This window comes from Actinoplanes sp. URMC 104, assembly GCF_051386375.1.
Classification (GTDB): Bacteria; Actinomycetota; Actinomycetes; order Mycobacteriales; family Micromonosporaceae; genus Actinoplanes.
In genome coordinates, this window is record NZ_JBPQTO010000002.1 from 1,750,432 (window position 1) to 1,776,722 (window position 26,291).

Here is a 26,291-nt window from a genome sequence, read left to right on the forward strand (position 1 = left end):
TAGAGGCAGGGGACCAATGATCGACGGAGCATTGCCGTACCTGCGATGCCCGGTCTGCCGGCAGGGGCTCAAGCGCGACGGCAACGCGTTGCGATGCCCCGACCGGCACAGCTTCGACATGGCCAGGCAGGGGTACGCCGACCTGACCGCGGGCCGGATGCCGCACGTCGGCGACACGGCCGAGATGGTGGCCGACCGCGAGGCCTTCCTCGCCGCCGGGCACTACGACTTCATCGCGGACGCCCTGGCCGCCGCCACCCGGGAGGCCGGCCTGGTCGTCGACGCGGGCACCGGCACCGGCCACTACCTCGCCCGGGTGCTCGACGCCGCGCCCCGGGCCTTCGGTCTGGGGCTGGACGTCTCCAAGCCGGCGCTGCGCCGGGCGGCACGGGCACACGACCGGGCCGCGGCGGTGCTCACGGACCTGTGGCGCCCGCTGCCGCTCGCCGACGGGGTGGCCGACGTGGTGCTCAACGTCTTCGCACCCCGCAACGGCGCCGAGTTCCACCGGGTGCTGCGCCCGGAAGGGGTGCTGCTGGTGGTCACCCCCGGCCCCGACCATCTGCGCGAGCTGATCGACGAGCACGGGCTGATCCACGTGGACCCCGACAAGGCGGCCCGCGTCGAGGAGGCCCTGGGCGGCCACTTCCGGGCGGGCGAGGCGGTGGCGTTGAACCGGGAGCTGGAGCTCACCGCAGGCGAGGCGCGGACGCTCATCGGCATGACGCCGAGCGCCCGCCACGTGCCCGTGGTGGAGGCCGCGCCGGGCCGGGTCACGGCCTCGGTGGTGCTGACGACGTACCGGCCGCTCGGAAAGGCCCTTGTGGATAACTCCGCCCAGCGCCTTGACACGGCGTAGCGTTCACCCCTCTGCTCCCCGGGTGGGTGGGGGTTAGGGATGGCCCACACCGGAGAAATCAAACAGAAAGGTCTACTTCTTCCCATTCGGCCGGCTTGTCGTGGTACGGCCCGTGGAAGACGACCGCCCACTCCAGCGCCCACCGGCGCTGGCCGATCGCGTTCGCGTCGATCTCGCCGGGCAGCGGCATCCCGGCCGACTCCGCCTCCTGAAAGGCCCAGTCGAGGCAGTAATAGAGGTCGAGCAGCACGGCCGCCTCGATCGGGTCGCGGGGCGACATCAACGACCGCGACCGCCAGCTCACGAAGGTCTCCCCCGCGGGCAGGTCGGGCATCTGCGCCATCAACCGGTCCTCCGGCGGCGTCCTCGGGTCGAGGTGCCGGCTCAGCCCGAGCAGCCACGCCAGCGCGAACACCGCGTCGTGGTGCAGCACGAAGGAGCGGTGGTCGCCCTTCGCGCCGATCACGAACTGCCACTCCGGCGGCGTGACGAGGTCGACCAGGTGCGATCCGAGCAGCCAGCTCATCGCCGCCTCGGTGGGCATGCCGAAGCAGCGCGCCACCACCACGTGCAGCACCGCGGCCCGCGCCTCGATCTCCGTGGTCGGCCGCAGCTCGATGGTGTCGCCGGGCTCCCAGATCAGCGGGAAGCCCGGCGGGGGCAGCGGCAGGCCGAGCCTGGCCACCTCGTCGAGGCTGGCGTCCCGAACGGCGCGCGGGTCCGGTGCGGCCTTCGTCATGGTGCGTCAGGCTATGCGGTCGAGCACCAAAGGAGTAGGTGTGGGTCGCTGCGTGCCGATCACGACCGCTTCGGCCGCGGTGGACAGCGCCACGGGGATGCGGGCGGGGTCGTCGGCGCGCAGTTCGAGCAGCACGTCGCCGGCGCGCACCTCGTCGCCGGGCTTCACCTTGAGCAGGATGCCGGCGCCGAAGCTCACCGGGTCCTCCTTGCGCGCGCGCCCGGCGCCCAGACGCCAGGCGGCCAGACCGATCCCGTACGCGTCGACGCCGCCCACGACGCCGTCGGCGGTCGCGCGCAGCACCTCGGTCTCGCGGGCCACCGGCAGCGGGGCGTCGGGGTCGCCGCCCTGGGCCCGGATCATCGCGCGCCACGCGTCCATCGCGGCGCCGGACTCGAGCGCCTTGGCGGGGTCGGCTTCGATCCCGGCCGCGGTCAGCATCTCGCGGGCCAGCGCCAGCGTCAGCTCGACCACGTCGGCCGGGCCGCCGCCGGCGAGCACCTCGACCGACTCGGTCACCTCGACGGCGTTGCCGACGGCCAGGCCGAGCGGCGTGCTCATGTCGGTGAGCAGCGCGATGGTGTTCACGCCGCTGTCCTTGCCCAGCCGCACCATGGTGCTCGCGAGCTCGCGGGCGCTCGGCAGGTCCTTCATGAAGGCGCCCGAGCCGACCTTGACGTCGAGCACCAGCGCGCCGGTGCCTTCGGCGATCTTCTTACTCATGATCGAGCTGGCGATCAGCGGGATGGCCTCGACCGTGCCGGTGACGTCGCGCAGCGCGTACAGCTTGCGGTCGGCGGGTGCCAGGCCCTCGCCGGCCGCGCAGATGACCGCGCCGACGTCCTGCAGCTGGCGCTTGAACTCGTCGTTGCTCAGCGTGGCCCGCCAGCCGGGGATCGACTCGAGCTTGTCGAGCGTGCCGCCGGTGTGCCCGAGGCCGCGGCCGGAGAGCTGGGGCACGGCCGCGCCGCACGCGGCGACCAGCGGGGTCAGCGGCAGCGTGATCTTGTCGCCGACGCCGCCGGTGGAGTGCTTGTCGGCGGTGGGGCGGGTGACCGCGGACAGGTCGAGGCGTTCCCCGCTGGCGATCATCGCCGCGGTCCAGCGGGCGATCTCGGCCGGGGTCATGCCGCGCAGCAGGATCGCCATGGCGAGCGCCGACATCTGCTCGTCGGCGACCACCCCGCGGGTGTACGCGTCGACGACCCAGTCGATCTGGGCGTCGCTCAGCGCGTGCCCGTCCCGCTTGGCCCGGATGACGTCGACCGCGGCGAACTCACTCATTGTTCTCTCCCTGCCAGGTGACGGGGATGCCCTCGGGCCGGGCTCCCTCGCCGGCCCACGCGAGCCCGCCGGAAGCGTCGACCACCACGATGCGCGGCGTCCGTACGCGGCCCCAGGTCACCGCCTCGGCCGTGGTCGCGAAGTTCGGGCCCTCCTCGAGCACGCCCTTCTCGGCGTCACCCTCGGCCGAGCTGCCGCCCGAGCGCTCCCAGTAGGCGGTCCAGACGGTCTCGCCGCCGGACAGGTCGGGGTGCACGAAGACCGTGCCGCGACCCCGCCACTTGGCCAGCTCACCGGGCACCTCGGGCGCGGCCAGCGCGCCGTTGACCCGTTCGAGGTCCTCGAAGCCGAACGCGTGCGGCAGCAGTTCGGCCATCCGCAGCGGCCCGGTGTGCCACTCGACGAGCAGCTCCGGCCCGCCGTTCTCCCAGAGCAGCTGGCGGCAGCGGCCGCACGGCATCAGCGGGGCGCCGGTGGCGTCCACGCACGAGAACGCCACCAGGCGCCCGCCGCCGGTGATGTGCAGCTGGCTGACCAGCCCGCACTCGGCGCACAGGCCCACGCCGTACGAGGCGTTCTCCACGTTGCAGCCGACGACCACACGGCCGTCGTCCACCAGCGCCGCCGCGCCGACCGGGAAGTCGGAGTACGGCGCGTACGCGTGCCGCATGGCCTCGGTGGCGGCAGCGCGCAGCCCCGCCCAGTCGATTTCCATGCGTTTCAGCTTTTCACGTAGGGCACGCCGTCGGCGGCAGGCGCCCGTACCCGGCCGACGAGACCGGCCACGGCGATGATCGTCGCAATGTACGGCAGCATGTTGAGGAACTGGTTGGGCACCGGGCTGCCGACCGCGCTCAGATAGTTCGCCAGCTTCTGGGCGAAGCCGAAGAACAGGGCCGCACCGAGCGCCCCGAACGGCGTCCACCGCCCGAAGATCAGCGCGGCCAGCGCGATGAAGCCGGCGCCCGCGGTCATGTTCTTGTTGAACGATCCGGTCGAGACGAGCGTGAAGTACGCGCCGCCGGCGCCCGCCACCACGCCGCCGAGCAGCACGTTCGCGTAGCGCAGGCCGCGCACCCGGATGCCCACCGTGTCGGCCGCCGTCGGGTGCTCGCCGACCGCGCGGGTGCGCAGGCCCCACCGCGTACGGGTCAGCGCGAAATGGATCACGAAGACCAGCACGAGCGCGAGCCACACCAGCAGGTTCGTCTCGAACAGCACCGGCCCGACCACGGGGATGTCGGCGAGGCCGGGGATTCGCCACTCGGGCAGCCGGGGCGGCTGGTTGTACTTGAGCGCGTCGGGTTGCATCAGCCGCTCGTACAGGAAGCCGGTGATGCCCAGCGCGAGCAGGTTGAGCACGACGCCGACCACGACCTGATCGACCAGGAACCGGATCGCCAGCACGGCCAGCAGCGCCGCGATGATGACCCCGCCGATGACCGCGCTGACCAGGCCGGCCCAGACGCTGGTGGCCAGCGTGCCGACCAGCGCGGCGCCGAACGCGCCCATCAGGAACTGGCCCTCGATCGCCACGTTGACCACGCCGGAGCGCTCGCAGAGCACGCCGGCGAGCGCGCCGAGGATGAGCGGCAGCGCGAGCTCGAGCGAGCCGCTGACCGTGTCGACCAGCGGCAGGAACTTGCCGGCCACCTGCCAGCAGAGGAACGAGAAGACGAACGTCACGATGCCCAGGCACAGCAGGACGGTCTGCCACCGCTTGGCGACACCGGCCAGCAGCGCGCCGCCGGCCGCCACGGTGACGATGCCGAACAGGATGGCGCCGAACTGCCCGTTGATCGAGAGGGCGGCGCCCTCCGCGTCCTCGCTGAGCGTGAACCGGGCGGTGGCCGACTCGGCGAGCGAGCCGAAGGCCACCGCGGCGATCAGGCCGATGATGATCAGACCGACGCCGAGGCGGCGCTGACGGTTCCAGAACCGGTTCGGAGCGGTCGCCTCGGTCAGGTCTTCCACGGTCGCGGTCGACACGCCGTCACCACCCCTTCGCCATGGACGTGCCCAGCCGGGCGGTCCGGGCATCGCGCAGCTGGAAGATCGCCTTCACCAGCGCGGGGGCGGCGATGAAGATGACGATCAGGGCCTGCAGGACGGTCACCAGCTCGAGCGAGACGCCCACGTCGACCTGCATGAGGTTGCCGCCGGCGCGCAGCGCGCCGTAGAGGATCGCGGCGAACAGCGTGCCCCACGGCTTGTTGCGGCCGAGCAGCGCGACCAGCAGGCCGTCGAAGCCGATGTTGCCGGCCACCTGCCCGGTCAGCTTGTCGGCGGTGCCCAGCACCTGCACCGCGCCGCCGAGGCCGGCCAGCCCGCCGGCGACGACCATGAGCAGGATGTACGTGCGGGCCACGCTCATGCCGGCGGTCCGGGCGGCGGGCGGGTTGACGCCCACGGCGCGCAGTTCGAAGCCGAACGTGGACCGGTTGATCAGCCAGGCGACACCCGCGGTGACCAGCACGGCGAGCACGATGCCCAGGTGCACGCGCAGCGGCGCGGGCATGGCCGGCAGCGCGGCGCTGGGGTCGATCGTCTTGCTGATCGCGTCGGTGCGGTTGGGGTCCTGCACGCCGTTCTGCAGGATCAGCCAGCCGAGGAACAGCGTGGCCGTGTAGTTGAGCATGATCGTGACGATCACCTCGTGCGCGCCGGTGCGGGCCTTGAGCAGGCCGGGCACCAGGCCCCACAGCGCGCCGCCGATCAGGCCCGCGGCCAGCGCGACGATCAGGTGCAGGCCGGCCGGCAGCCCGATGGCGAAGCCGGCCACGCCGGCGGTGACACAGCCGATGACCGCCTGGCCCTGCCCGCCGATGTTGAACAGGCCGCCGCGGAACGCGAGCGCCACCGACAGGCCGGTGAAGACCAGCGGGGCGGCGTAGGTGAGCGTCTCGGAGAGCGGGTTGAGCGCGGTCTTCCAGTCGCCGGTGCCGTTGAACCACGCCTGGACCGCGGCGGGGTCGAAGATCGCGCCCTTGAACAGGTCGGCGTACGCGTGGCTGATCAGGTCCCAGCTGCCGTTGAGCGCGTCGCTGGGCCGGGCGGTGAAGTAGGAGAACGTCGACAGCACTTCGGAGTCGGAGACGACGATCAGCACGGCGCCGATGACCAGCGCCAGCAGGATCGACAGGATCGTCACCGTGACGGTGTTGGCCGACCAGAGGTTGTGCAGGAAGAGACCGAGGAACGACTCTTCCTTCTTCTCCTGCTCCTCTTTCTTGGCCGGGGCTTCCGTAGTCACTCCGTGACCTCTGCTTCTCGAGTAACAACGCCGGCCATCAACAAGCCGATCTCCTCACGCGGCATGTCGGGCGAGACGGTCGCCAGAATCCGGCCGCGGTACATCACCGCGATGCGGTCGGCCAGCCCGACCACCTCGTCGAGCTCGCTCGACACCACCAGCACGGCGGTGCCGACGTCGCGTTCGTGAATGATCTGGTTGTGGATGAACTCGATCGAGCCCACGTCCACGCCGCGGGTGGGCTGCGCGGCGATCAGCAGCTTGAGCGGCCGGGACATCTCGCGGGCGACCACGACCTTCTGCTGGTTGCCGCCGGACAGCGTGCCGACCGTGGACTGCGGTGATGACGTACGGATGTCGAACTGGCTCACGCGCTCGCGGGCGGACTCGTCGATCGCCTTCGGGTTGAGCGCGAGCCCGCTGCCGTACGGCGCCCGGTCGTACAGGTCCAGCACCAGGTTCTCGGCGACGGTGAAGTCCTTGACCACGCCGTCGAGGCTGCGGTCCTCGGGCACGTAGCCGACGCCCGCGCGGAGCACCTGCTTGGTGGTGCGGCCCGCGAGGTCGGCGTCCTCGAGCTGGACCCGGCCGGCGCGCGCCTCGCGCAGCCCCATGATGGCCTCGACCAGCTCGGTCTGGCCGTTGCCCTGCACGCCCGCGATGCCGAGCACCTCGCCCGCGCGCACCACCAGGTCGACGCCGTCCACCGCCCGTACGCCCCGGTCGTCCTCGACCACCAGGCCCGACACCTTGAGCACCTCGCGACCGGGCTCGGCCGGGGTCTTGGTGACCTCGAGGCTGACGTCGCGGCCGACCATGAGCGCGGCCAGCTCGTCCTCGGACGTGTCGGGGCTGGCGGTGCCGACCGTACGGCCGCGGCGGATCACCGTGATCCGGTCGGCGATGGCCTTGACCTCGCGCAGCTTGTGGGTGATGAAGACGATCGACTTGCCGGTCTCGGCGAGCGAGCGCATGACCGCGAGCAGCTCGTCGGTCTCCTGCGGGGTGAGCACGGCGGTCGGCTCGTCGAGGATCAGCAGGTCGACGTCGCGGGTGAGCGCCTTGACGATCTCGACCCGCTGCTGCGCGCCGACCGGCAGGTTCTCCACCAGGGCGTCCGGGTCGACGGGCAGGCCGTACCGCTTCGAGGTCTCGAGCACGTCGCGCTTGTTGCGGCGCCGGTCGAGCCAGCCGAGCGGGCCGCCGCGCACCTCCTCGGCGCCGAGCGCGATGTTCTCCGCGACGGTGAAGACGGGAACGAGCATGAAGTGCTGGTGGACCATGCCGATGCCGGCCGAGATGGCGTCCCGCGGGCTGCGGAACACCTTCTTCTCGCCGTCGACGAGGATCTCGCCCTCGTCGGGCTGGAGCAGGCCGTACAGCTGGTTCATCAGCGTCGACTTGCCGGCGCCGTTCTCGCCCAGCAGGGCGTGCACCTCGCCGGGCTCGACGGTGATGTCGATGTGGTCGTTGGCCACCAGGTCGCCGAAGCGCTTGGTGATGCCGCGCAGTTCGAGTCTCAGCGGAATCTCCTGACCTCGGCGTTCTTGACACAACAAAGGTGAACCGCCGCGGAGCGTGCCCCGCGGCGGCCGATGTTACCTAGCGTTTCCTCAGGCCGGGGCGCTGGCCGACTCGACCTTGACCGTGCCCGCGACGATGTCCGCCTTGAGCTTCTCGACCTCGCTCTTGAGCGTGGCGTCGACCTTGCTGTCGAACTGGTTGTACGGCGCCAGCGAGACACCGTTGTTCTCCAGCGTGCCCAGGTAGCCCGGGGTGGCGTTCAGCGGCTTGCCGGTGGCGCCGTCGACGACCGCGGTCTTCACGGCGTCGGTGATGTTCTTCACCACGGTGGTCAGGAAGACGTCGCAGTCCTGCGGGGTGCTCTTGCAGCCGTCCTGGTCGACCCAGATGATCGAGACCTTGCCGCTGGAGGCCTTGGCCACCTCGGCCGCGCCGAGGCCGGTGCCGCCGGCGACCGGCATGATGACGTCCGCGCCCTGGGCGACGAACGTGTTGGTCAGCGCCTTGCCCTTGGCCGGGCTGGCGAAGTCCTCGGCGAAGCTGCCGTTCTGCTTGGCCTTGTCCCAGCCGAGCACCTGGACGTTCTTGCCCTTGACCTTGTTGTACTGCGCGACACCGTCGGCGAAGCCGTCCATGAAGATGGTCACCGGCGGGATCTTGAGGCCGCCGAACGTCGCGACCTTCTGCGACTTCGAGTAGCCCGCGGCCAGGTAGCCGGCGAGGAACGCCGCCTGGTGGGTGGCGAACTGCATCGGGAAGACGTTCGTGGCGCCCTGGATCGAGCTGTCCACGATGCCGAACTGCTGGGCCGTGTTCTGCGCGGCGACCGCCTTGGTGGCGTCGCCCATGAGGCCGCCGACCGAGAGGATGAAGTTGCACTTCTGGGTCACGAAGCCACGCAGGTTGGGCTCGTAGTCGGCCTCGGCGGTCGACGCCACGTACTTCGGGTCGACGTTGGGGGCATCGGTCTTCGCGGCCTGCAGGCCGGCCCACGCGGACGCGTTGAAGGACTTGTCGTCGATACCGCCGGTGTCGGTCACCATGCAGGCCTTGTATGCAGCAGCAGTCGCGGCGCTCGAGCTGCCACCGGCGGGAGTCTCATCGGGAGCGTCGCTACAGGCCGCGGCGGCGAGCGTCAGCCCACCTGCCGCGAGAATCGCCACGAGCCGGTTCCCACGTACTGGGCGCAAGACGCCCTCCTTCCAACGCACACCGGCATTTGCCGGTGAGTCTTCACCGCGCGAGCGTAGCCGCAGGCCAGAACGTCGTCGGTAGATTGCGCCGGACTGTTGGCGCACCGTTATCCGCCCGCAATCGCGGATCACACAGCGCGTCGGTTCCATCCACTGCTGCACCGAATTCCCGCCGGGCGTGGTAACCACGCCGAAACCTCAGGATCGGCGCCAAGCCCGCACGCCCAGCACGCCGACCGTGGTGCCGATCGCCAGCGAGGCGGCGATCAGCACCGCGTGCACGAGCAGGAAGGACGTCGGCCGCCCGTCGGCGGCGAAGGAGCGGTCGTCCTTCCAGATGGCCAGGCCGAACCGGGGCCAGATGACCCACGTCCAGACCCCGACCGCCGTCAGGAAGACCGCCCATCGCCGCGAGATGACCATGCGTCAACTATTCCAGCGGGTCGTCAGGCCGCCGGGACCAGGCCGGGCCGGTCGGCGGGCCGGTGCGGGGTCGGCGCGCTCCCCGGCGCGAGCCCGCGCCGCCCGATCAAAGTCAACAGCAGACCCCCGAGGGCGTACGTCGTGAGGACCGCAAGGGCCGTGCCGGAGCCCGCGCCGTCGAAGTAGGCCACCGAGCGCAGCAGCGTGGCACCGGCCCCGATCGGCAGGAACTGCCCCACCTCACCCCACGGTTGCGGCAGCAGCTCCGGCGCGGCCGCGATGCCCGCGAGCGCGTTGCCCACCAGGAACATCGTGAGCGCGCCGAGACCCAGGCCGCCCTTGTCGAGCACCGCGGCAAGCCCCGTCATCGCCGCGGCCACGGCCAGCGTGAACAGCCCGAGCGCCCCCGCGACGGCCACGAAGCCACCCGGCAGGATCCCCAGCCAGCCCTGCAGCACCGCGGCCGCCGCCAGTCCGGCGAGCACCCCGTAGCTGAGCAGCGCCAGCAGGCGGGCGGACCGCCTGCGCACCAGCAGGAAGACCAGGACGCCGGCGAGCAGGCTGGTGATGGCCAGCGGCAGGAACCCGCCCGCGAACCCCGTGCCGCGCGGATCGTCGACGTCCAGCGGCACGACGTCGCGTACCGGAACCTGCGCCCCGAGCCCCGCGGCGGCCTGGGTGAGCAGCGCGCTGACCGTCGGCGAGGCGGCCGAGGCCACGTGCACCTCCGCACCGGCGGGCGAGACGAGGATGGCCCCGTACACGTCTCTGTCCTTGATCGCCGCGTCGGCCGCGGCCGCGTCGCCCACCGTGTGCACGTCGAAGGCGCCCGGGTGCTGCTCCTCCAGCTGGGCCGCGACGGATGGTGGACCGGCTATCGCGATCGGCAGGTCGCGGGGCGCGAGGTTGGCCGCCGGGGCCGCGAAGAGCGGGACCAGCAGCGCCTGGACGGCCACCACGACTACTGCGATCAGAACACCGAGGCTGAGGGCGTTGCGTCGCATGACTTCCTCCTTGCTAAAACGAATGCTCGTTCTTTATGTCGTTCAGCGTGCGCCTCGTCTCTCCGTACCGTCAAGAACGAGCGTTCGTTTTATGCTGTGGGGCGTGCCACGCGTCTCCGAAGACCACCTGACCGCCCGCCGCGAGCAGATCCTCGTCGCGGCCCGCGCCTGCTTCCTGCGCAAGGGCCTGCACAACACCTCGATGCAGGACCTCATCAAGGAGGCCGGCCTCTCGGTCGGGGCCGTCTACCGCTACTTCAAGTCCAAGGACGAGATCATCGCCGCGATCGCCGAGGGCGTCGTGGGCGGCATCCGCGAGCGCATAGACGAGGTGGCGAAACGCCGCCTGCCGCTGGTCGAGTCGATGTCGCTGCTGCTCGACGTCATCGACGAGCAGCTCGCCCCCGGCGGCGCCCTGCCGATCGCCTTGCAGGTGTGGGCCGAAGCCACGATCGATCCCGCGATCGGGCGGATCGTGCACGAGCGCTACACCGACCTGCGCACCAGCGTCCGCACCCTGGTCACCCACTCCGTCGAGAGCGGCGAGCTGCCCGCCAGCGCCGACATCGACGACGTGACCGCTGCCTATTACGCACTGATCCCGGGCTACGCCCTCCAGCGGCTGCTCATCGGGACGCCGGACAGGGAGGCTTTCCTCCGGGGGGTGCGGGCGCTCTACAACCGATAGTGCGTTCGCCTCCTCCCTACCGCCTGCTCAGCCGCGGCGGACCTTGGATCGCCCGCGGCCGCCCGGTCGGCACCGGCCTTCCGACGCACGCCCACCGACCCCGCCCCCGCCCTCGCCCTCGCCGCACGCCCGCCGACCCCACCCTCGCCGCACGCCCTCGCCCTCGCCGCACGCCCGCCGACCCCACCCTCGCCGCACGCCCTCGCCTTCGCCGCACGCCCGCCGACCCCGCCCTCGCCGCACGCCCTCGCCGCACGCCCGCCGGCCCCGCCCTCGCCGCACCCCTGCCGACCCCGCCTTTGACGACGCGCGTCCGCCTTCGACAACGCCGCACGCCTGCTCGCCGCAGCGCCGCCCGCCTGTTGACCGCGCCTGCCTGCCTGGCCCCGTCGGCGCACGCTGCCAGGCGCCGGCCCTCACGAGCCCTCCACGGCCAAGCCACCATCCCGCGAGCAATGTCGCTCACGTCACACCGAATGCCCTGTGGACAACGCCGTTTTGCGTTGCCGCGCGACGTACTTTCGGGCCAGCCCCCTGGGTGGGCGGGGTAGGGCTGAGGGGCGAGCGGAAATCAGGCGGTGAGCCGGCTCGCGATGCGGGACCACCCGGCCCGGACCTCGGCCTCGGTGGGTGGGCGGCCCGGCCGTACGCGCCGGGTCTCGTACTCCTCGTCGGACTCCTCGTCGCCGCCCGTGGGGGCCTCGGCGGCGGCGCGGGCCAGGTGGATCTCGTCGCGGATGGCTTCGGCGTCGGGTCGGGGCAGCAGGGGCTCGACGACGGCCATCAGCTGTTCGTCGGCGACGACGGCCTGGGCGAGGGCCAGCGCATGGGCCCGTTCGTAGGGCCCGCAGACGACGGGCTCCCAGTCCTCCTCGTCGCCCAGCGATCCGATCGTGATGACCCAGGGAAGGTCGGCCACCGGCGAATCGGCCGGCAGGTCCAACGTCACGAGTGTGCCCACGGGGACATCATTCCGGGCTGGTGTGCCGAATCCAGGTGTTTTGCCCCACGGGGGCAGTTTTATCGTCAGCCGAGAGGTCGATGACGCGGCCGTGCGGGCTGGTGGCGGCCCACGCGGCGCCGAAGAGCAGGAGCTGGTTGAAGACGTACAGGTAGACCAGCACGCCGACGGCGGAGCCGACCAGGCCGTACGCGGGGTTGCGTTGCACCAGGTCGACGAAGGACTTGCCGACGGTGTTGAGCAGCGTGATGCCGAGGCCGACCTGCAGCACGGGCGGGGCCATCCGGCGCACGGTCATCCTCAGGCGGGGCACGGCGGCCAGCAGCGCGGCCGCGAGCAGCATATTGACGGCGATGGTGAGCAGCCACTCGGCAGTAGACTGGACGACACCGTCGGCCATCCAGTCGAGCAGCAGCTCCAGGCCGTACACGGCGAGCTGGGAGAGGGCGAGCAGCGCGAGCACGCCGAGCAGCACCAGGAGGTCGAGGGCCTGGCGGACGCCGATGTAGCCGGGCTGTTCGCGCAGCCGCCAGATCAACCGCTGCGAGGAGCGGATCGCCTCGACCCAGGCGATGCCGGTGAAGGTCAGGCCGACGATGCCGACGATCCCGACCGTACGGCCGCTGTCGAGAATGGCCTGGACGTCGAGGAAGGGCAGGTTCTGGCGCAGGAAGTCGCGGACGACGTCGAACACCTGCTCGTTGCGGTCGAGCACGATGCCGAAGACCGAGTAGCCGATCAGCAGCAGCGCGAAGACGGCGAAGAAGCCGTAGTACGCGATGGCGGCGGCGAGCCGTCCGCCCTGGGCCTCGTCGTAGCGCACGACGGCCCGGCTCAGGTGATCGAAGTACTTCGAGCGGCGGCGCAGCCGCATGATCTGCGCCTCGGCCGCGTCGTACGCCCGATCGATCACGTTCACGCGCTGACCGTAACCGAAGTCACGGCGGGCGGGGCTCAGACGCCCAGCTGGTAGTCCCGCCGCCGGCGCCAGGGGCCCTCGCCGCCGTGCGAGAACAGCGTGAACGCCGGCACGTCGAACTTGGCCGAGAAGCCCGCGAGGTCCTCGAAGACCGCGTCGAGCGCCTCGGGCCGCACGTCCTGGGCCACCGTCACGTGCGGGTGGTACGGGAAGCGGGAGCCGCGGTGCACGTCGCCGGAGCTGACGATCGCCTCGGCCAGCAGCTCGCACTCGCTGATGCCGGCCGCGAGCGACACGAAGACGACCTCGGTGACCGGCCGGAACGTTCCCGTGCCGCGCAGGTGGATGACGAACGGCGCCTGCGCGGCGGCCACAGCCTCGAGGTGTTTCTCGATGCGCGGCAGGGCCACGGTCGCCACCTCGGTGGGGCCGAGCAGCGTGACGTGCGCCGGGGTGTACGCCGCCTGCGGATCGCCGGCGGCCGCGCGGCGCTCGGTGAGCTGCCTGCCCCAGGGCTCGGGGATGTCGATCGCGACGCCGATGCGCGTGCGCGATGCGGGAAGGGGGTTGGACACCGAGGGTCAGGCTCCGCGTTCCGGGCTGAGGAAACCGATGTTGCGGTACGCGTCGGCGAGCGTCACGGACGCCACGGACCGCGCCTTCTCGGCGCCGATCGCGAGCACCTTGTCGAGGTGGCCCGGGTCCTCCAGGTAGGCGCGGGTGCGCTCCTGGATCGGCCGGACGAACTCGACCACCACCTCGGCGAGGTCCTTCTTGAGGTCGCCGTAGCCGCGGCCCTCGTACTGCTCGAGCAGTTCGTCTATGGTCCGCCTGGTCAGCGCGGCGTAGATGGTGAGCAGGTTGCTGACGCCCGGCTTGTTCTCCTCGTCGTAGAGGATCTCGCGGCCGGTGTCGGTGACCGCCGACTTGATCTTCTTGGCCGAGCGGGCCGGGTCCTCGAGCAGCTCGATGATGCCGTTCGGCGAGGAGGCCGACTTTGACATCTTGGCCGTCGGGTCCTGCAGGTCGGTGATCTTGGCGGTGTCGCGGACGATGTACGGCGAGGGGACCGTGAACGTGCGCCCGAAGCGGGTGTTGAACCGCTGCGCCAGGTCGCGGGTGAGCTCGAGGTGCTGCCGCTGGTCCTCGCCGACCGGCACCTGGTCGGCCTGGTAGAGCAGGATGTCGGCGGCCTGCAGGATCGGGTAGGTGAACAGCCCGACGGTGGTCGTGTCGGCGGCCTTGGCCGACTTGTCCTTGAACTGCACCATGCGGCCGGCCTCGCCGAAGCCCGTGATGCAGCTCAGCACCCAGCCGAGCTGCGCGTGCTCGGGCACGTGCGACTGGACGAACAGCGTGCACCGCTCGGGGTCGAGCCCGACGGCCAGCAGCTGGGCGGCCGAGATGCGGGTGCGGTTGCGCAGGGCCACCGGGTCGTGCCCCATGGTGATCGCGTGCAGGTCGACGACGCAGTAGTACGCGTCGTGGGTCTCCTGCATCGCCACCCAGTTGCGCACGGCGCCGAGATAGTTGCCGAGGTGGAACGAATCGGCGGTCGGCTGGATGCCGGAAAGCACGCGTGGGCGACGGGCGACATCGGACATGCGACCCATTGTGTCAGCCCCTCCGCCCCACCCGCGCACCCCCCGGACCGCGGGTTCGGATGTTCGAAGTTGTTGACTTTTGATCGAGATTGGTGGAACGTAGGCTTGTCGGAAGAACCTGGAGCGAAGGGGTAAACGCGCCGTGAAACTGCTCGTCACCGGGGGCGCCGGCTACGTCGGCAGCGTCACCAGCAGGCTGCTGCTGGACGCGGGCCACGAGGTCACCGTCCTCGACAGCCTCGTCACCGGCTTCCGTGAGGCGGTGGCGCCCGAGGCGACCTTCGTCCAGGCCGACATCGCCGACGCCGCGCAGGTGCTCACCCCTGGCTCCGGCTTCGACGCGGTGCTGCACTTCGCCGGGCTCATCCAGGCCGGCGAGTCGATGCTCAAGCCCGAGAAATACTGGCACGACAACGTGGTGAAGTCGCTGGCCTTCCTCGACGCGGTGCGCGCCGCCGGGGTGCCGCGGTTCATCTTCTCCTCCACGGCCGCCGTCTACGGCAACCCGGAGGAGCTGCCGATCACCGAGTCCGCGGTCAAGGCGCCCACCAACACCTACGGGGCCACCAAGCTGACCTTCGACCACGCGCTCACCTCCGAGGCGTTCGCGCACAACCTGGCCGCGGTCTCACTGCGCTACTTCAACGTCGCGGGAGCTTACATCGCCGACGGCCACGAGATCGGCGAGCGGCACGACCCCGAGACGCACCTCATCCCGATCACCCTGCAGGCCGCCGCGGGCAAGCGCGAGAAACTGCAGATCTTCGGCGACGACTACCCCACCGCCGACGGCACCTGCGTGCGCGACTACATCCACGTGCACGACCTGGCCAGGGCCCACCTGCTCGCGCTCGAGGCGACCACCGCGGGTGAGCACCGCATCTACAACCTGGGCAACGGCAACGGCTTCTCCAACAAGCAGGTCGTCGAGGCGGCCCGCGAGGTCACCGGCGCCGAGTTGCCGGTCGAGTTCGCCCCGCGCCGCGACGGCGACCCGGCCACGCTTGTCGCCTCCTCGGCCCTCGCCCGCGAGGAGCTGGGCTGGGTGCCCGAGAAGAACACGCTCCAGGCCATGATCGGCGACGCCTGGACCTTCTACCGCGCGCACGTCGCATGATCGCCGACGCCGCCGCGGAGGCCTTCCGCAAGGAGTACGGCGCCGAGCCCGCCGGGCTGTGGGCCGCGCCGGGCCGGGTCAACCTCATCGGCGAGCACACCGACTACAACGAGGGCTTCGTGCTGCCGTTCGCGCTGCCGCAGCGCACGGTCGCCGCGGTCGGCCCCGCGCCGGCCGGCGAGTGGACCGTGTGCTCGACGTTCGAGGACGGGGCGGTCAGTTTCGGACGCACCGAGCCCGGCGGGGTGACGGGCTGGGCCGCGTACGTGGCCGGGGTCGTCTGGGCGCTGCACGACGCGGGCCACGAGGTGCCCGGCGCGCGGATCGCGATCGCGTCCGAGGTGCCGCTCGGCTCGGGCCTGTCCTCCTCGGCCGCGCTCGAGTCGTCGGTGCTCACCGCGCTGGTCGACCTCGGCGGCCTCGACCTGCCCGTCGAGCGCCGCCCGGCGGTGGCCCAGCGCGCCGAGAACGTGTACGTCGGCGCCCCCACCGGCATCCTCGACCAGTCCGCGTCGATCCGGTGCCAGGAGGGCCGCGCGCTGTTCCTGGACTGCCGGTCCTACGAGGTCGAGCAGGTCCCGTTCGACCTCGCCGCCGAGGGCCTGGCCATCCTCGTGATCAACAGCAACGCGCCGCACCAGCACGTCGACGGCGAGTACGGCGCCCGCCGCAAGTCGTGCGAGGAGGGCGCCCGCCTGCTCGGCGTGCCCGCGCTGCGCGACATCTCCGGCGACGGGCTCGACGACGCGCTGGCCCGCATCGACGACGAGGTCGTACGCCGCCGCGTGCGGCACATCGTCACCGAGGACGACCGGGTGCTCGAGACGGTCGAGCTGCTGCGGGCCGGCCGGACCCGCGACATCGGCCCGCTGCTGACCGCGTCGCACGTCTCGATGCGCGACGACTTCGAGATCACCGTCGAGCAGGTCGACCTGGCCGTCGACACCGCGCTGGCCGAGGGCGCGTACGGCGCCCGGATGACCGGCGGCGGCTTCGGCGGCTGCGTGCTCGCGCTGATCGACGCCGACCGCGCGGAGGCGGTCACGGCTGCGGTCGAGCAGGCGTACGCGCAAGCGGGTTTCACCGCCCCGACCGCCTGGACCGTCACCGCCGGCCCGGGCGCGACCAGGCTTTAGCCGCGGCGCAGGCGGGTAACCGGTGGTCATGACCGATTCGCAGCACCAGGACCACGACGAGCCCAACGAGTTCGGCTTCGCCGGCGGCGCCACCGCGCCCGAGCCCGAGCGCGGCAGCGAGGAGAGCTACGGCGAGAGCATCGCGGTGCCCGCCGGGGACATCACCGGCGCGGTGAGCGCGGCGATCGACGACGCGACCACGCGCGACGACGACAAGTCCTAGTTCGGCGCCGCCTGAGCCTGCACGGTCGGCCCCTTCACCACGGGCCGGCCGTCCACCCACTCGACCCGGTCGAGCCACAGCTGCCGGCCGGGTGCGACGCTGCCGATCGCGCTGGGCGGCCACGCGTGGTAGAGCATCCACGACTCGCCGCCCGGCGTGGTGACCAGGAATCCGTGCCCGGGCCCGGCAGCGGCCGGTGAGGTCTTGAGGATCGGGTTCTCGGCGGCCTTGACGCACGGGCCGAGCGGGCCCTCACAGGTGGCATACCCGAGGGCGTACGCCTCCTTGTCGAACGCGTTCGCCGAATAGAACAGGTACAGCTTGCCGTCGTGGCGCACCATCTGCGGCGCCTCGATGACGTGCGCCTCCCAGTCGGCGTCGTTGCGCAGCAGCCGCTTCGGCTCGCCGGCCAGTGAGAGGCCGTCCGCGCTCAGCCGGGCGCCGTACAGGTACGTCGGCTGCCCGATCGCGTTGCCGTCGTTCTTCCAGTACAGCCACCGCTCGCCCGACTCGTCGGTGAACGGGCTCGCGTCGATCGACCCGCCCTCGCCGGCCTGGCAGACCAGCGGCTCGGCGGCGTCGTCGACGTACGGGCCACCGGGTTCGTCGGCGACGGCGACCCCGACGCACTGGCGGTCGGTCGCCGTCGAGCGGGCCGTGTAATAAAGCAGGTACGTGCCGCCGGGCCCGGCGCTGACCTCGGGCGCCCACGTGTTGCCGGGCGACGCCCACTTGCCCACCTGCGGCAGCGCGTCCGCCGCTGACGCCCACGTCACCAGGTCGGGCGAGGTCAGCACCGGCACGTTGCCGGCCGGGCCGTTGGTGCCGTACGCGTACCAGGTCCCGTCGACCAGCAGCGCCCCCGGATCCGGGAAGTTGTCGGAGAAGACCGGGTTGGTGAACGAAGCCACCGCTTGCACCTCCGGGGTCGACGTCTGTTCCGCCGCCGAGCAGCCGCCGGCCCCGGCCACCAGGGCCAGGGCCAGCAACGCTCGTTTCACCACTTGTAGAACCGCAGGTAGTCGAACGACGCCGTCACCGCGGGCGTGGCGCCGCCGTGGGCGACCAGCCCGATCCGCGGGTTGCTGTCCGCGGGCAGCGTCCACACCCCGCCCCACGTCCAGTGCCTGCCGTCGCGGCTGACGCCCGCCCGGTACTCGTGCTCGCCGTTGACCGGGTCGACCCTGTGCGCGAGCCGCAGCCAGGTCGTGGTCAGCCCGGGCGTCCCGGCGATGGTGCCGCCGTAGGACAGCGCGTCCGCGTACGGCATCTCCTTGCCGAACTCCACCTGCCGCGTGTTCCAGATCGCCACCGCGCTGAGCCGCGCGAACAGGTCGTCGTTCGCGTACGCGATGAGCCCCGCCTGCTGGAAGTTGCGCACGGTGTCCTCGCCCAGCGGCAGCGTCAGCTTGGTCTCGGCGATCCACGACCCGGCCGGCGGCGTGCGCAGCAGCACGCCCGCGCTGTTGCTGGTGCCGGTGAGGTCGGCGCCCTGCACCGGCCAGCGCAGCTCTCCCCCGCTCACCGTGGCCGCGGGGTCCTGCCGCACCCAGCTCCAGCCCGCCGGCTCGCCGCTGAACTCGTCGGCGGCCAGCAGCCTGCCCGGCGCCGGCGTCCGGGCGGGTCGCGCCTGGCCGCTGCCGCCGTCGGAGGCCCACGCGCCGCCGTTGACCGTCGGCCAGCCGCCGATCCAGTCGAGCCGGTCGATCAGCATCGGGCGCTCGTTGATGCCGAACGGCTCGTCGAGGTAGGGGTCGTTGCGGTCGATCGCGTGGTAGACGAACCAGTCCTGCCCGCGCCTGTCGGTGATCAGTCCGTTGTGGCCGGTGCCGACCCAGCGGTTGCCGTTGGGCGCGATCACCGGGGTGCCGCCGGCCCGGGACACGTCGAGCCGCAGGCCGTCGCGGTCGGTGAACGGCCCGAGCGGGCTGCGCGAACGGCCGACCGACACCGAGTACCCGGTGGTGGGGCCGGCGCAGCAGTTGGCCGAGGAGGCGAACAGGTAGTAGTAGCCGTTGCGGCGCACGACGTACGCGCCCTCGAACTTGTTGTCGATCGCGACGCGGGTCGGCGTGCCGGTGATCCGCAGGCCGTCGGCGCTGAGCTCGCTGACCCAGATGCCGCCGAAGTAGCTGCCGTAGTACAGGTACTTGCGGCCGTCCGGCGTGGTCAGCTGGGACGGGTCGAAGGTCCACCACCAGCCGCCGTCGGGCGCGGCCCGCGGCGGAACGGCCGGTTGCGCCGCCCAGGTCCACGGGCCGGTCGGCTTCGGCGCGGTCGCCACGCCGATCGCCGAGGCGCCGGGCTGGGCGGCCATCTCGGTGACGGTCGCGTACAGGACCCAGCGGTTGCCGATCTTGCGGACGTCGGGCGCCCAGAGCGAGGCGTTCGCGGCCGCGTACGGCGGCAGGGCGCCGAACGCGTCACCGACGTACTTCCAGCTCCTGAGGTCCTTCGACTGGGCCATCGGGATGCGGTGCGGCGTGCGCTCGCCCTCCCGCAGCGGGTCCGTGGTGCCGTACGCGTAGTAGAGCCCGTCGTCGCCGCGGACGATCACCGGGTCGGCGAACGTGTCGGCGAAGGCCGCCGACGCGGGGTTGCGGGGGCCGTCGGCGGCGGCCTGGGCGGCCGAGGCCGTGAGACCGATGAGGGTGATCGCCGCGGCGAGCGCGGCCGTCAGACGTCGCATGAGCTATCCCTTCAGGCCGGAACGGGAGACACCCTCGATCACGTAGCGCTGCGCCACCATGAACAGCAGCAGCACCGGAATGCTGGCCACCAGCGCGCCCGCCATGATCACCGGGTAGTTGATCGTGTAGGCGCCCTGGAGGATCGCCAGGCCCGGCGGCAGCGTGAACTGATCCGGGCTGAACAGCACGTAGATCGGCCAGATGAAGTCGTTCCAGTTGGTCAGGAAGCTGATCAGCGCCAGCGTGGCCAGGGCCGGCTTGGACAGCGGCAGCACCACCTTGGTGAAGATGTGCCACTGGTTGGCGCCCTCGAGCACCGCGGCCTCCTCGAGCTCCTTGGGCAGGCTCAGGAAGAACTGCCGCAGGAAGAAGACGCCGAACGCGCCGGCCGCGCCGGGCAGGATCAGCGCCCAGAGCGTGTCGAGCATGCCGAACCGGTCGACGATCAGGAAGTTCGGGATGATCAGCACGAAGCTCGGGATGAACAGCGTCGCGATGATCAGGCCGAAGATCAGCCGCTTGCCCTTGAACTCGAGGCGGGCCAGGGCGTACGCGGCCATCGACGCGACGACCAGCACGAGCACGGCCTGGCCGGTGGCGGCGAGGAAGCTGTTGAGGAACCAGCGCAGCACCGGCGTCTGCGAGTTGCCCAGCAGCGTGTCGAAGGCGCCCGCGGTGGGTTCCTGCGGCAGCACCGTGGGCGGCACCCGGGTGGCCTCGCCGGGCGTCTTGAACGCGGTGAGCAGCATCCAGACCAGCGGCGCGATGAAGACCAGGCTGAGTCCGATCAGGACGGTGTACCAGGCGATCGGCTTGACCCGCCGCAGACCCGCGCCGACCGGGCCCGATGGTGAGGTCGCGAGCTGGCTCATGAGTCCTTCTCCCGGAACATGCGGAACACGATCAGGCTGACGACCAGCAGGCACGCGGTCAGCAGGTAGGACATCGCCGCGGCGCTGCCCATCTTGTAGTCGCTCAGGCCGACCTGGGCGATGTACATGATCGCCGTACGGGTCTCGGTGCCCGGCGCGCCCTGCGTGATCAGGTAGGACTGGCCGAACATGTTGGCCGACACGAGGATCGTGTTCACGGTGACGAACAGCAGCACCGGGCGCAGGCCGGGCAGCGTCACGTGGCGGAACTCGGCCCACTTGCCGCCGCCGTCGATGCGCGCCGCCTCGTACAGCTCCCGCGGGATGTCCTGCAGCCCGGCCAGGTAGATCACCGCGTTGAAGCCGAGCGTCCACCAGACGGTCACGCCGACCAGCGTCACCCAGCCCCACGGCAGCGCCGTCGTCCACGGCGTGTCACCCGGCAGCCCGATCGCGCCGAGCACCGCGTTGACCACACCCAGGTTCGGGTCTAGCAGGAACCGCCAGAGCACACCGATCACGGCGACCCCGAGCACGTACGGCGCGAAGTAGACCGCCCGGAAGAACGTGCGGCCGCGGAAGCTGCGGTTGAGCAGCAGCGCCAGCAGCAGCGGGACGGTCAGCAGCAGCGGCACGCTGAACAGCGTGAAGATGCCGGTCGCCGTCAGGCTCTCCCACCAGAAGCTGTACACCGCCGAGTTCGAGTCGAACAGCGCCTTGTAGTTGTCCAGCCCCACGAACGGCTTGCCGGGCAGCAGGTAGTCCCAGTCGTGCAGGCTGATCCACAGGCCGTACACCGCCGGCGCCACCACGAAGGTGCCGAAGACGACGGCGTACGGCAACAGGAACAGGTACGGCGTGAGTGCCCCGGTACGCCGCACCCGGCCGCCGGCGCCGGCCTCCCCAGCCTGCGCCGGCGGCGTACGGGTGAGTGCGGTCTCAGCTGCCATACTTCTTGGCGTTCTGCTCCAGGAGCTGGTTGGCCTTGGCGGCGCCGTCGGACAGCGCCTTGGCCGGCTCCTTGCGTCCGAGGACCGCCTCGTTGATCGAGGTGACCACGGTGGCCATCACGTCGGCGATGCCGGGCTTGGGCGGCAGGAAGTGCAGGTAGTCGATCTGCGTGCCGATCGCGGACTGCTCCGGCAGCGCCTTGAAGTCGGCGCCGTTGCGGATCTCGGCGCGGGCGGGCACCTGGCCGCCGCGGGCCCACTCGATCGAGTGCTGGCTGATCCAGTTGATGAACACCTTGCCGGCGGTCAGCTTGTTGTCGTCCTTGGCCTTCTGCTTGAACTGCACGAACTGGTGCGAGCCGGCCCATGCGGCCTTCTGCGTGCCGATCTGCGGCAGCGGCGCCACGCCCCACTCGAGGTTCTTGTCCTCCTTGAGCGTGTTGATCGTCCAGATGCCGTTCCAGTTGAAGGCGTTCTTGCCGTTGCGCAGCGCCACGAGGTCGGCGTCCTGGGCGACGTTCTTGGGGCTGTAGCCGTTCTTGACGTGGTCGGTCATCCAGGTCAGCGCCTTGACGCCGGGGTCCTCGGCGAACAGCGCCTTGGTGCCGCCGGAGTCGAACAGGTTGCCGCCGAACTGCCAGAGCAGCGACTGGAACTGCATGCTGCCGGTGAACTCGAACGGGGTGACCCAGTCGCCCTGAATGCCCTTGGCCTTCATCGCCTCGAGGGCCGCCTGGTACTCGTCGTTGTTGGTCGGCGGCTTCGCCGGGTCGAGCCCGGCCTTCTCCATCACCGACTTGTTGTAGAAGAAGCCCAGCGGGTGCACGTCGAGCGGGATCGAGTAGCGGGTGTTGTTGTAGACGCCCGCGTTCCACACCGGCGGCGAGAAGTCCTCGGCCTTGAAGTTGAGCGCCTTGGCCAGGTCCTCCAGCGGCAGGATGACGCCGCGCGCGGCGTTCGTCGACACGTGGTCGACGTGCATGATGCCGACGTCCGGGCCGTTGCCGGTGGCCACCGCGGCCGGCGTCTTCTGGTAGTAGTCGGCCCACTGGTAGGTGTTCATCGACACCTTGATGTTGGGGTGCTCGGTGTTGAACTGGTCGACCAGCTTCTTCATGAACGGGCCGTCACCGCCGGTGAAGCCGTTCCAGAACGCCAGCGCGACGTTGGGTCCGTTGTAGGCGGTCGCGGCGGGCGCGGCGTTCTGGCCGCCGCCGGTGACCTTCTCGTTGGGGCCGCCGCCGCCACAGGCGCTCAGCAGCGCGGCGCTGCCGGCGCCGATGCCTAGGCCCAGGAGGCCTCTACGGGACAGATTGCTATCGATCATTGGGGCTCCTCGGGGGTGAGGCACAGCGCGTGCCAGGAAACGGGCGGGAGGAGGATCTCGCCGGCCTCGCCCTGCGGGGCGAGCTCGGTGAGTTCGGGCTGTTCGGCGCTGAGCGTGAGGTGCTGCCGGACCCGGTGGCGCGGGAACGCGCGCAGGTCGGCGGCGAGCGGCACCGGCTCGGTGCTGCGGTTGACCACGAAGACGGTGAGCGCGCCGGTCTCCTCGTCGTGGGTGGCGACGGCGTCGACGGCGGGCGCCTGCCCGTAGCGGCCGGCGTCCATGGACGGTGCGGTGACCGCGGCGCGCAGCACGGTGCCGCGGGCCAGGCGGGCGGTGTGCGCGAACGGGTGGAAGATCGTCTGCCGCCAGGCGCGGCCGCCGGCCTCGGTGCGGATCGGCGCGATCACGTTGACCAGCTGCGCCTGGCAGCCGACGGTCAGCCGGTCGGCGTGCCGCAGCATGCTGATCAGCAGGTTGCCCACCACGACCGCGTCGGTGCCGTCGTAGTCGTCCTCGATCAGCGCCGGCAGCTCCTCGATGCCGCGGTCCTCCGGCTCGGTGAACCGGGACTGGTACCAGACGTTCCACTCGTCGAGCGACAGCTTGATCCGCTTGCTGCGGCGCAGCTTGGCACGCACGTGGTCGGCCGTGGCGACCACGTTGTCGATGAAGCCGTCGAGGTCGACCGCGGACGCCCGGAAGCTGGCCTCGTCGTGCTTCTCGGGGTCGTAGTAGGTGTGCAGCGAGATGTAGTCGACCTGGTCGTACGCCTGCTCGAGGACCGTGGCCTCCCACGCGGCGAAGGTCGGCATGTCCGAGTTGGAGCTGCCGCAGGCCACCAGCTCGATGCCGGGGTCGACGCGCCGCATGGCGTGCCCGGCGCGGGCCGCGAGCCGCCCGTACTCCAGCGCGGTGAGGTTGCCGATCTGCCAGGGCCCGTCCATCTCGTTGCCGAGACACCACAGCCGTACGTCGTGGGGCTGCGCGACGCCGTGCTTGCGGCGCAGGTCGGCGGCCGCGGTGCCCTCGGCGAGGTTGCAGTACTCGACCAGCTCGGCGGCGGCCTCCACGCCGCGCGTGCCCAGGTTGACGGCCATCATCGGCTCGACGCCGGCCAGCGAGGCCCAGCGCATGAACTCGTTCAGCCCGAAGGCGTTGGTCTCGATCGCGCGCCAGGCCAGGTCGAGTCGCTGCGGCCGGTCGCCGCGCGGCCCGACGCCGTCCTCCCAGCGGTAGCCCGAGACGAAGTTGCCGCCGGGATAGCGCACGGTGGAGACGCCCAGCTCGCGCACCAGCTCCAGGACGTCGCCGCGCAGGCCGTCGGCGTCGGCGGACGGGTGGCCCGGCTCGAAGATTCCGGTGTAGACACACCGGCCCATGTGCTCGACGAACGAGCCGAAGAGCCGGCGGTCGACGGGGGCAACCGCGAAGGCGGGATCGATAGTGAGGTGCGCCACTGCCATGCCATGGTTTTACAACGTTGGATTCAACGTTGTAAAGAGACCGCTGTAAAGATCCTGTAACGCGGCCGAAACATGGCCTCGGCGGGTCAGCCGGCGGTGCTCTCGCGGACCACCAGGCGGTGATCCACCCGCAGCTCACGCGGGGCACCCGACGCGGCCGGCCCGTCGCCCAGCCGCTCGGCGAGCAGGTCGACGGCGAGCTGGGCGATGCGGGGCGTGTCGGGTGCGATCGTGCTCAGCGTGGGGGTCGAGAAGTGCCCGTCCTCGATGTCGTCGAAACCCACGACCGCGACCTGTTCCGGAACGGCCACGCCCCGCGACAGCAGGGTGCGGATCGCCCCGAGCGCGAGCAGGTCGTTGAAGCAGAACACCGCGTCCGGCGGCTGCCCGGCGTCCAGCAGCCGCGCCATCGCGGCGGCCCCGTCGGCCCGGTGGAACCCGTCCACCGGCATCTCGAGCGCGGGATCGACCGGCAGCCCGGCCTCGGCCAGCGCCGCCCGGTAACCCGCCAGGCGCTGGTGGGCGGTGACCCCCGAGGGCCGGTCCTGCACGCCGATCGCGGCGATCCGGCGCCGCCCCAGCGACGCCAGGTGCCGGGTGGCGTCCGCCGCCGCGGCGGTGTTGTCGATCGCGACGTGGTCGGCCGGCCCGTGCCAGACCCGCTCGCCGAGCAGCACCATCGGGGTGCCGTCGCGCACCGCGAGCTCCTCGCCGGCGAGCGCGAGCGGGCTGAAGATCAGCCCGTCGATGGCGTGCCGCCGCAGGCCCTCCATCAGGTCGCGCTCGCGCTCGGCGTGCCCGTCGGTCTGGTCGATCAGCACGGTCCACGAGCGGCGCTCGGCGGCCTGCACGATCAGACCGGCGACCTCGGCGAAATAGGGCAACTGCAGCTCGGGCACGGCCAGCGCGATCACCCCCGAACGACCGCTGCGCAATTGACGGGCGGCAATGTTCGGCACGTATCCCAGGGCATCGATCGCGGCCTGCACGCGGGCGCGGGTCGCCGGGGCCACGTGCACATATCCGTTCACGACGTTGGAGACCGTCTTGATCGAAACACCGGCCCGCGCGGCGACATCCTTGAGCCCTGGCGGCACGAATGTGGACTATACAACGTTGCAGTACTTAAGTCCGATCACCCGGCGGAGCTAAGGGTGCCCGAAACGATCAATTTTCGCGATTACCGTGGCCGACATGTCCCTGCGCACAGCGGGTCCACCCAGGAAGAGGAGGCCGCCGTGCATCTCGAATGCGATGTCGACGCGTCGGTCGTGCTGCTCAGCGTGCGCGGCCGCTGGGACCGCGACCTGTGGAAGAGCACGACCGAGCGGCTGCACAAATGTCTCACCGAGCATCCGGAGGCGCTCATCGTCGACCTCACCGGGCTCGACGACCCGACCGGCGCCAGCGCGCCGACCTGGATGACCGCGCAGCAGACCGCCGCGGCGATGATGCCGCCCGTGCAGCTCGCGCTCTGCATCCCGCCGGAGCAGCCGCTGGCCGACCGGATGCAGCGCCTCGGCGCCCGCCGCTACCTGCCCGTCTATGCCAGGGTGCGGCAGGCCCGGGTGGCGATCGCCAGCCGCCTGCCGCTCACCGAACGGGTCTCGCTCACCCTCGACCCGGAGCCCGAGGCGCCCAGCGCGGCCCGCAACCTGATCGGCGACGCCTGCCTGGCGTGGGACCGGGCCGAGCTGCTGCACCCCGGCCGGGCCGTGATGTCCGAGCTGGTCAGCAACGCGATCGAGCACGCCGGGACCCCGATGACCGTGGTGGTGAGCCTGCGCGGCGCCGGCATCCACCTCAGCGTGGCCGACGGCGTCGCCGAGCCGCCCCGGCTGATCCGGCCGAGCCGGGAGCGCCCCGGCCGGCCGCTCGACGACCGCGGCCACGGGCTGCGGCTGGTCGGCACGCTCGCGGTGGCCTGGGGCTCGCTGCCCACCCGCACCGGCAAGGTGGTGTGGGCGACCCTGCAGCCGCCCGCCGGGCCGGCCGCGCAGCAGGGCCGCAACGACCGGACGTCGCGGCTGCCCGCCACGCGGCGCAACGAACGCTACTGACC

26 protein-coding genes are annotated in these 26,291 nt (G+C 71.4%); 6 read left to right on the forward strand and 20 right to left on the reverse strand.

The window, feature by feature from the left end:
- Nucleotides 1-16: 16 nt before the first annotated feature.
- The gene (locus ACSNN8_RS09170; RefSeq protein WP_436648214.1) at nt 17-859 is read left to right on the forward strand and encodes a putative RNA methyltransferase; all 843 of its coding nucleotides are present in this window, start codon (nt 17-19) and stop codon (nt 857-859) included.
- A 58-nt stretch (nt 860-917) separates the two neighbouring features.
- Here the strand turns inward: ACSNN8_RS09170 and ACSNN8_RS09175 are convergent, their stop codons facing one another.
- The 9 genes from ACSNN8_RS09175 to ACSNN8_RS09215 all read right to left on the reverse strand — a co-directional run bounded on the left by ACSNN8_RS09175 (nt 918) and on the right by ACSNN8_RS09215 (nt 10,279).
- Nucleotides 918-1,598: a DUF4272 domain-containing protein gene (locus tag ACSNN8_RS09175; RefSeq protein WP_436648215.1), complete on the reverse strand. Its 681-nt coding sequence runs from the start codon at nt 1,596-1,598 to the stop codon at nt 918-920.
- Nucleotides 1,599-1,604: 6 nt separating this feature from the next.
- Nucleotides 1,605-2,882, reverse strand: coding sequence for a thymidine phosphorylase (locus tag ACSNN8_RS09180; RefSeq protein ID WP_436648216.1), 1,278 nt, complete (start codon nt 2,880-2,882; stop codon nt 1,605-1,607).
- On the reverse strand, nt 2,875-3,597 hold the full coding sequence (locus tag ACSNN8_RS09185; RefSeq protein ID WP_436648217.1) for a cytidine deaminase: 723 nt from the start codon (nt 3,595-3,597) through the stop codon (nt 2,875-2,877). Before ACSNN8_RS09185 ends, ACSNN8_RS09180 begins: the two co-directional genes overlap by 8 nt.
- 5 nt (nt 3,598-3,602) lie before the next feature.
- Nucleotides 3,603-4,871, reverse strand: coding sequence for an ABC transporter permease (locus ACSNN8_RS09190; RefSeq protein ID WP_436648218.1), 1,269 nt, complete (start codon nt 4,869-4,871; stop codon nt 3,603-3,605).
- Between the two features lie 4 nt (nt 4,872-4,875).
- Nucleotides 4,876-6,135, reverse strand: a complete 1,260-nt coding sequence (locus ACSNN8_RS09195; RefSeq protein WP_436648219.1) for an ABC transporter permease — start codon at nt 6,133-6,135, stop codon at nt 4,876-4,878.
- Entirely contained in the window at nt 6,132-7,691 is a 1,560-nt protein-coding gene (locus ACSNN8_RS09200) for an ABC transporter ATP-binding protein (protein WP_436648220.1), read from the reverse strand. Before ACSNN8_RS09200 ends, ACSNN8_RS09195 begins: the two co-directional genes overlap by 4 nt.
- Before the next feature lie 57 nt (nt 7,692-7,748).
- The gene (locus ACSNN8_RS09205) at nt 7,749-8,849 is read right to left on the reverse strand and encodes a BMP family lipoprotein (RefSeq protein WP_436648221.1); all 1,101 of its coding nucleotides are present in this window, start codon (nt 8,847-8,849) and stop codon (nt 7,749-7,751) included.
- A 201-nt stretch (nt 8,850-9,050) separates the two neighbouring features.
- Nucleotides 9,051-9,275, reverse strand: a complete 225-nt coding sequence (locus ACSNN8_RS09210; RefSeq protein ID WP_436648222.1) for an SCO4848 family membrane protein — start codon at nt 9,273-9,275, stop codon at nt 9,051-9,053.
- Between the two features lie 23 nt (nt 9,276-9,298).
- Nucleotides 9,299-10,279, reverse strand: coding sequence for a hypothetical protein (locus ACSNN8_RS09215; RefSeq protein ID WP_436648223.1), 981 nt, complete (start codon nt 10,277-10,279; stop codon nt 9,299-9,301).
- Between the two features lie 103 nt (nt 10,280-10,382).
- Between ACSNN8_RS09215 and ACSNN8_RS09220 the strand changes: the two genes are divergently transcribed.
- On the forward strand, nt 10,383-10,967 hold the full coding sequence (locus ACSNN8_RS09220) for a TetR/AcrR family transcriptional regulator (RefSeq protein ID WP_436648224.1): 585 nt from the start codon (nt 10,383-10,385) through the stop codon (nt 10,965-10,967).
- A 571-nt stretch (nt 10,968-11,538) separates the two neighbouring features.
- Here ACSNN8_RS09220 and ACSNN8_RS09225 read toward each other — a convergent pair.
- From ACSNN8_RS09225 to trpS, 4 genes are read right to left on the reverse strand one after another with little or no spacing between them, the layout of a single operon-like run.
- Complete coding sequence (locus ACSNN8_RS09225) at nt 11,539-11,928, reverse strand: hypothetical protein (protein WP_436648225.1); 390 nt, start codon at nt 11,926-11,928, stop codon at nt 11,539-11,541.
- A gap of 7 nt (nt 11,929-11,935) precedes the next feature.
- Nucleotides 11,936-12,847, reverse strand: a complete 912-nt coding sequence (locus ACSNN8_RS09230; RefSeq protein ID WP_436648226.1) for a YihY/virulence factor BrkB family protein — start codon at nt 12,845-12,847, stop codon at nt 11,936-11,938.
- Between the two features lie 35 nt (nt 12,848-12,882).
- Nucleotides 12,883-13,422 carry a 2'-5' RNA ligase family protein gene (locus ACSNN8_RS09235; protein ID WP_436648227.1) on the reverse strand — a complete coding sequence of 180 codons (540 nt, stop codon included), beginning with the start codon at nt 13,420-13,422 and terminating at the stop codon, nt 12,883-12,885.
- A gap of 6 nt (nt 13,423-13,428) precedes the next feature.
- The gene (trpS, locus tag ACSNN8_RS09240; protein ID WP_436648228.1) at nt 13,429-14,451 is read right to left on the reverse strand and encodes a tryptophan--tRNA ligase; all 1,023 of its coding nucleotides are present in this window, start codon (nt 14,449-14,451) and stop codon (nt 13,429-13,431) included.
- 142 nt (nt 14,452-14,593) lie between these two features.
- On the opposite strand from trpS, the gene galE reads away from it, so the two are divergent.
- The 3 genes from galE to ACSNN8_RS09255 are packed head-to-tail and all read left to right on the forward strand — an operon-like array spanning nt 14,594 to nt 16,927.
- Nucleotides 14,594-15,568 carry a UDP-glucose 4-epimerase GalE gene (gene galE, locus ACSNN8_RS09245; RefSeq protein WP_436648229.1) on the forward strand — a complete coding sequence of 325 codons (975 nt, stop codon included), beginning with the start codon at nt 14,594-14,596 and terminating at the stop codon, nt 15,566-15,568.
- Nucleotides 15,565-16,704 carry a galactokinase gene (galK, locus tag ACSNN8_RS09250; RefSeq protein ID WP_436648230.1) on the forward strand — a complete coding sequence of 380 codons (1,140 nt, stop codon included), beginning with the start codon at nt 15,565-15,567 and terminating at the stop codon, nt 16,702-16,704. The genes galE and galK overlap by 4 nt, the downstream gene beginning before the upstream one ends.
- Nucleotides 16,705-16,732: 28 nt before the next feature.
- Nucleotides 16,733-16,927 carry a hypothetical protein gene (locus tag ACSNN8_RS09255; protein ID WP_436648231.1) on the forward strand — a complete coding sequence of 65 codons (195 nt, stop codon included), beginning with the start codon at nt 16,733-16,735 and terminating at the stop codon, nt 16,925-16,927.
- On the opposite strand, the gene ACSNN8_RS09260 is transcribed toward ACSNN8_RS09255, so the two are convergent.
- The 7 genes from ACSNN8_RS09260 to ACSNN8_RS09290 all read right to left on the reverse strand — a co-directional run bounded on the left by ACSNN8_RS09260 (nt 16,924) and on the right by ACSNN8_RS09290 (nt 25,326).
- A complete protein-coding gene (locus ACSNN8_RS09260; protein ID WP_436648232.1) occupies nt 16,924-17,931 on the reverse strand; it encodes a glycoside hydrolase family 43 protein in 1,008 nt (335 codons plus the stop codon). The genes ACSNN8_RS09255 and ACSNN8_RS09260 overlap by 4 nt on opposite strands.
- A complete protein-coding gene (locus ACSNN8_RS09265) occupies nt 17,925-19,616 on the reverse strand; it encodes a family 43 glycosylhydrolase (RefSeq protein WP_436648233.1) in 1,692 nt (563 codons plus the stop codon). Before ACSNN8_RS09265 ends, ACSNN8_RS09260 begins: the two co-directional genes overlap by 7 nt.
- A gap of 3 nt (nt 19,617-19,619) precedes the next feature.
- A complete protein-coding gene (locus ACSNN8_RS09270; RefSeq protein ID WP_436648234.1) occupies nt 19,620-20,489 on the reverse strand; it encodes a carbohydrate ABC transporter permease in 870 nt (289 codons plus the stop codon).
- Nucleotides 20,486-21,439 (reverse strand): carbohydrate ABC transporter permease, encoded by a 954-nt coding sequence (locus tag ACSNN8_RS09275; protein WP_436648235.1) that lies wholly within the window; start codon nt 21,437-21,439, stop codon nt 20,486-20,488. The genes ACSNN8_RS09270 and ACSNN8_RS09275 overlap by 4 nt, the downstream gene beginning before the upstream one ends.
- Nucleotides 21,429-22,766, reverse strand: coding sequence for an ABC transporter substrate-binding protein (locus tag ACSNN8_RS09280; protein ID WP_436648236.1), 1,338 nt, complete (start codon nt 22,764-22,766; stop codon nt 21,429-21,431). Before ACSNN8_RS09280 ends, ACSNN8_RS09275 begins: the two co-directional genes overlap by 11 nt.
- Complete coding sequence (locus ACSNN8_RS09285; protein ID WP_436648237.1) at nt 22,763-24,229, reverse strand: alpha-N-arabinofuranosidase; 1,467 nt, start codon at nt 24,227-24,229, stop codon at nt 22,763-22,765. The genes ACSNN8_RS09280 and ACSNN8_RS09285 overlap by 4 nt, the downstream gene beginning before the upstream one ends.
- An 86-nt stretch (nt 24,230-24,315) precedes the next feature.
- Nucleotides 24,316-25,326: a LacI family DNA-binding transcriptional regulator gene (locus tag ACSNN8_RS09290; protein ID WP_436648238.1), complete on the reverse strand. Its 1,011-nt coding sequence runs from the start codon at nt 25,324-25,326 to the stop codon at nt 24,316-24,318.
- A 141-nt stretch (nt 25,327-25,467) separates the two neighbouring features.
- On the opposite strand from ACSNN8_RS09290, the gene ACSNN8_RS09295 reads away from it, so the two are divergent.
- Nucleotides 25,468-26,289 carry an ATP-binding protein gene (locus tag ACSNN8_RS09295; protein WP_436648239.1) on the forward strand — a complete coding sequence of 274 codons (822 nt, stop codon included), beginning with the start codon at nt 25,468-25,470 and terminating at the stop codon, nt 26,287-26,289.
- Nucleotides 26,290-26,291: the final 2 nt, after the last annotated feature.

Coding starts and splice junctions, on each gene's coding strand:
- ACSNN8_RS09180 (WP_436648216.1), bottom strand. CDS start 2,882: ATGAGTGAGTTCGCCGCGGTCGACGTCATCCGGGCCAAGCGGGACGGG.
- ACSNN8_RS09275 (WP_436648235.1), bottom strand. CDS start 21,439: ATGGCAGCTGAGACCGCACTCACCCGTACGCCGCCGGCGCAGGCTGGG.
- ACSNN8_RS09270 (WP_436648234.1), bottom strand. CDS start 20,489: ATGAGCCAGCTCGCGACCTCACCATCGGGCCCGGTCGGCGCGGGTCTG.
- ACSNN8_RS09285 (WP_436648237.1), bottom strand. CDS start 24,229: ATGGCAGTGGCGCACCTCACTATCGATCCCGCCTTCGCGGTTGCCCCC.
- ACSNN8_RS09185 (WP_436648217.1), bottom strand. CDS start 3,597: ATGGAAATCGACTGGGCGGGGCTGCGCGCTGCCGCCACCGAGGCCATG.
- ACSNN8_RS09215 (WP_436648223.1), bottom strand. CDS start 10,279: ATGCGACGCAACGCCCTCAGCCTCGGTGTTCTGATCGCAGTAGTCGTG.
- galK (WP_436648230.1), top strand. CDS start 15,565: ATGATCGCCGACGCCGCCGCGGAGGCCTTCCGCAAGGAGTACGGCGCC.
- ACSNN8_RS09175 (WP_436648215.1), bottom strand. CDS start 1,598: ATGACGAAGGCCGCACCGGACCCGCGCGCCGTTCGGGACGCCAGCCTC.
- ACSNN8_RS09265 (WP_436648233.1), bottom strand. CDS start 19,616: ATGCGACGTCTGACGGCCGCGCTCGCCGCGGCGATCACCCTCATCGGT.
- ACSNN8_RS09170 (WP_436648214.1), top strand. CDS start 17: ATGATCGACGGAGCATTGCCGTACCTGCGATGCCCGGTCTGCCGGCAG.
- ACSNN8_RS09210 (WP_436648222.1), bottom strand. CDS start 9,275: ATGGTCATCTCGCGGCGATGGGCGGTCTTCCTGACGGCGGTCGGGGTC.
- ACSNN8_RS09280 (WP_436648236.1), bottom strand. CDS start 22,766: ATGATCGATAGCAATCTGTCCCGTAGAGGCCTCCTGGGCCTAGGCATC.
- ACSNN8_RS09255 (WP_436648231.1), top strand. CDS start 16,733: ATGACCGATTCGCAGCACCAGGACCACGACGAGCCCAACGAGTTCGGC.
- trpS (WP_436648228.1), bottom strand. CDS start 14,451: ATGTCCGATGTCGCCCGTCGCCCACGCGTGCTTTCCGGCATCCAGCCG.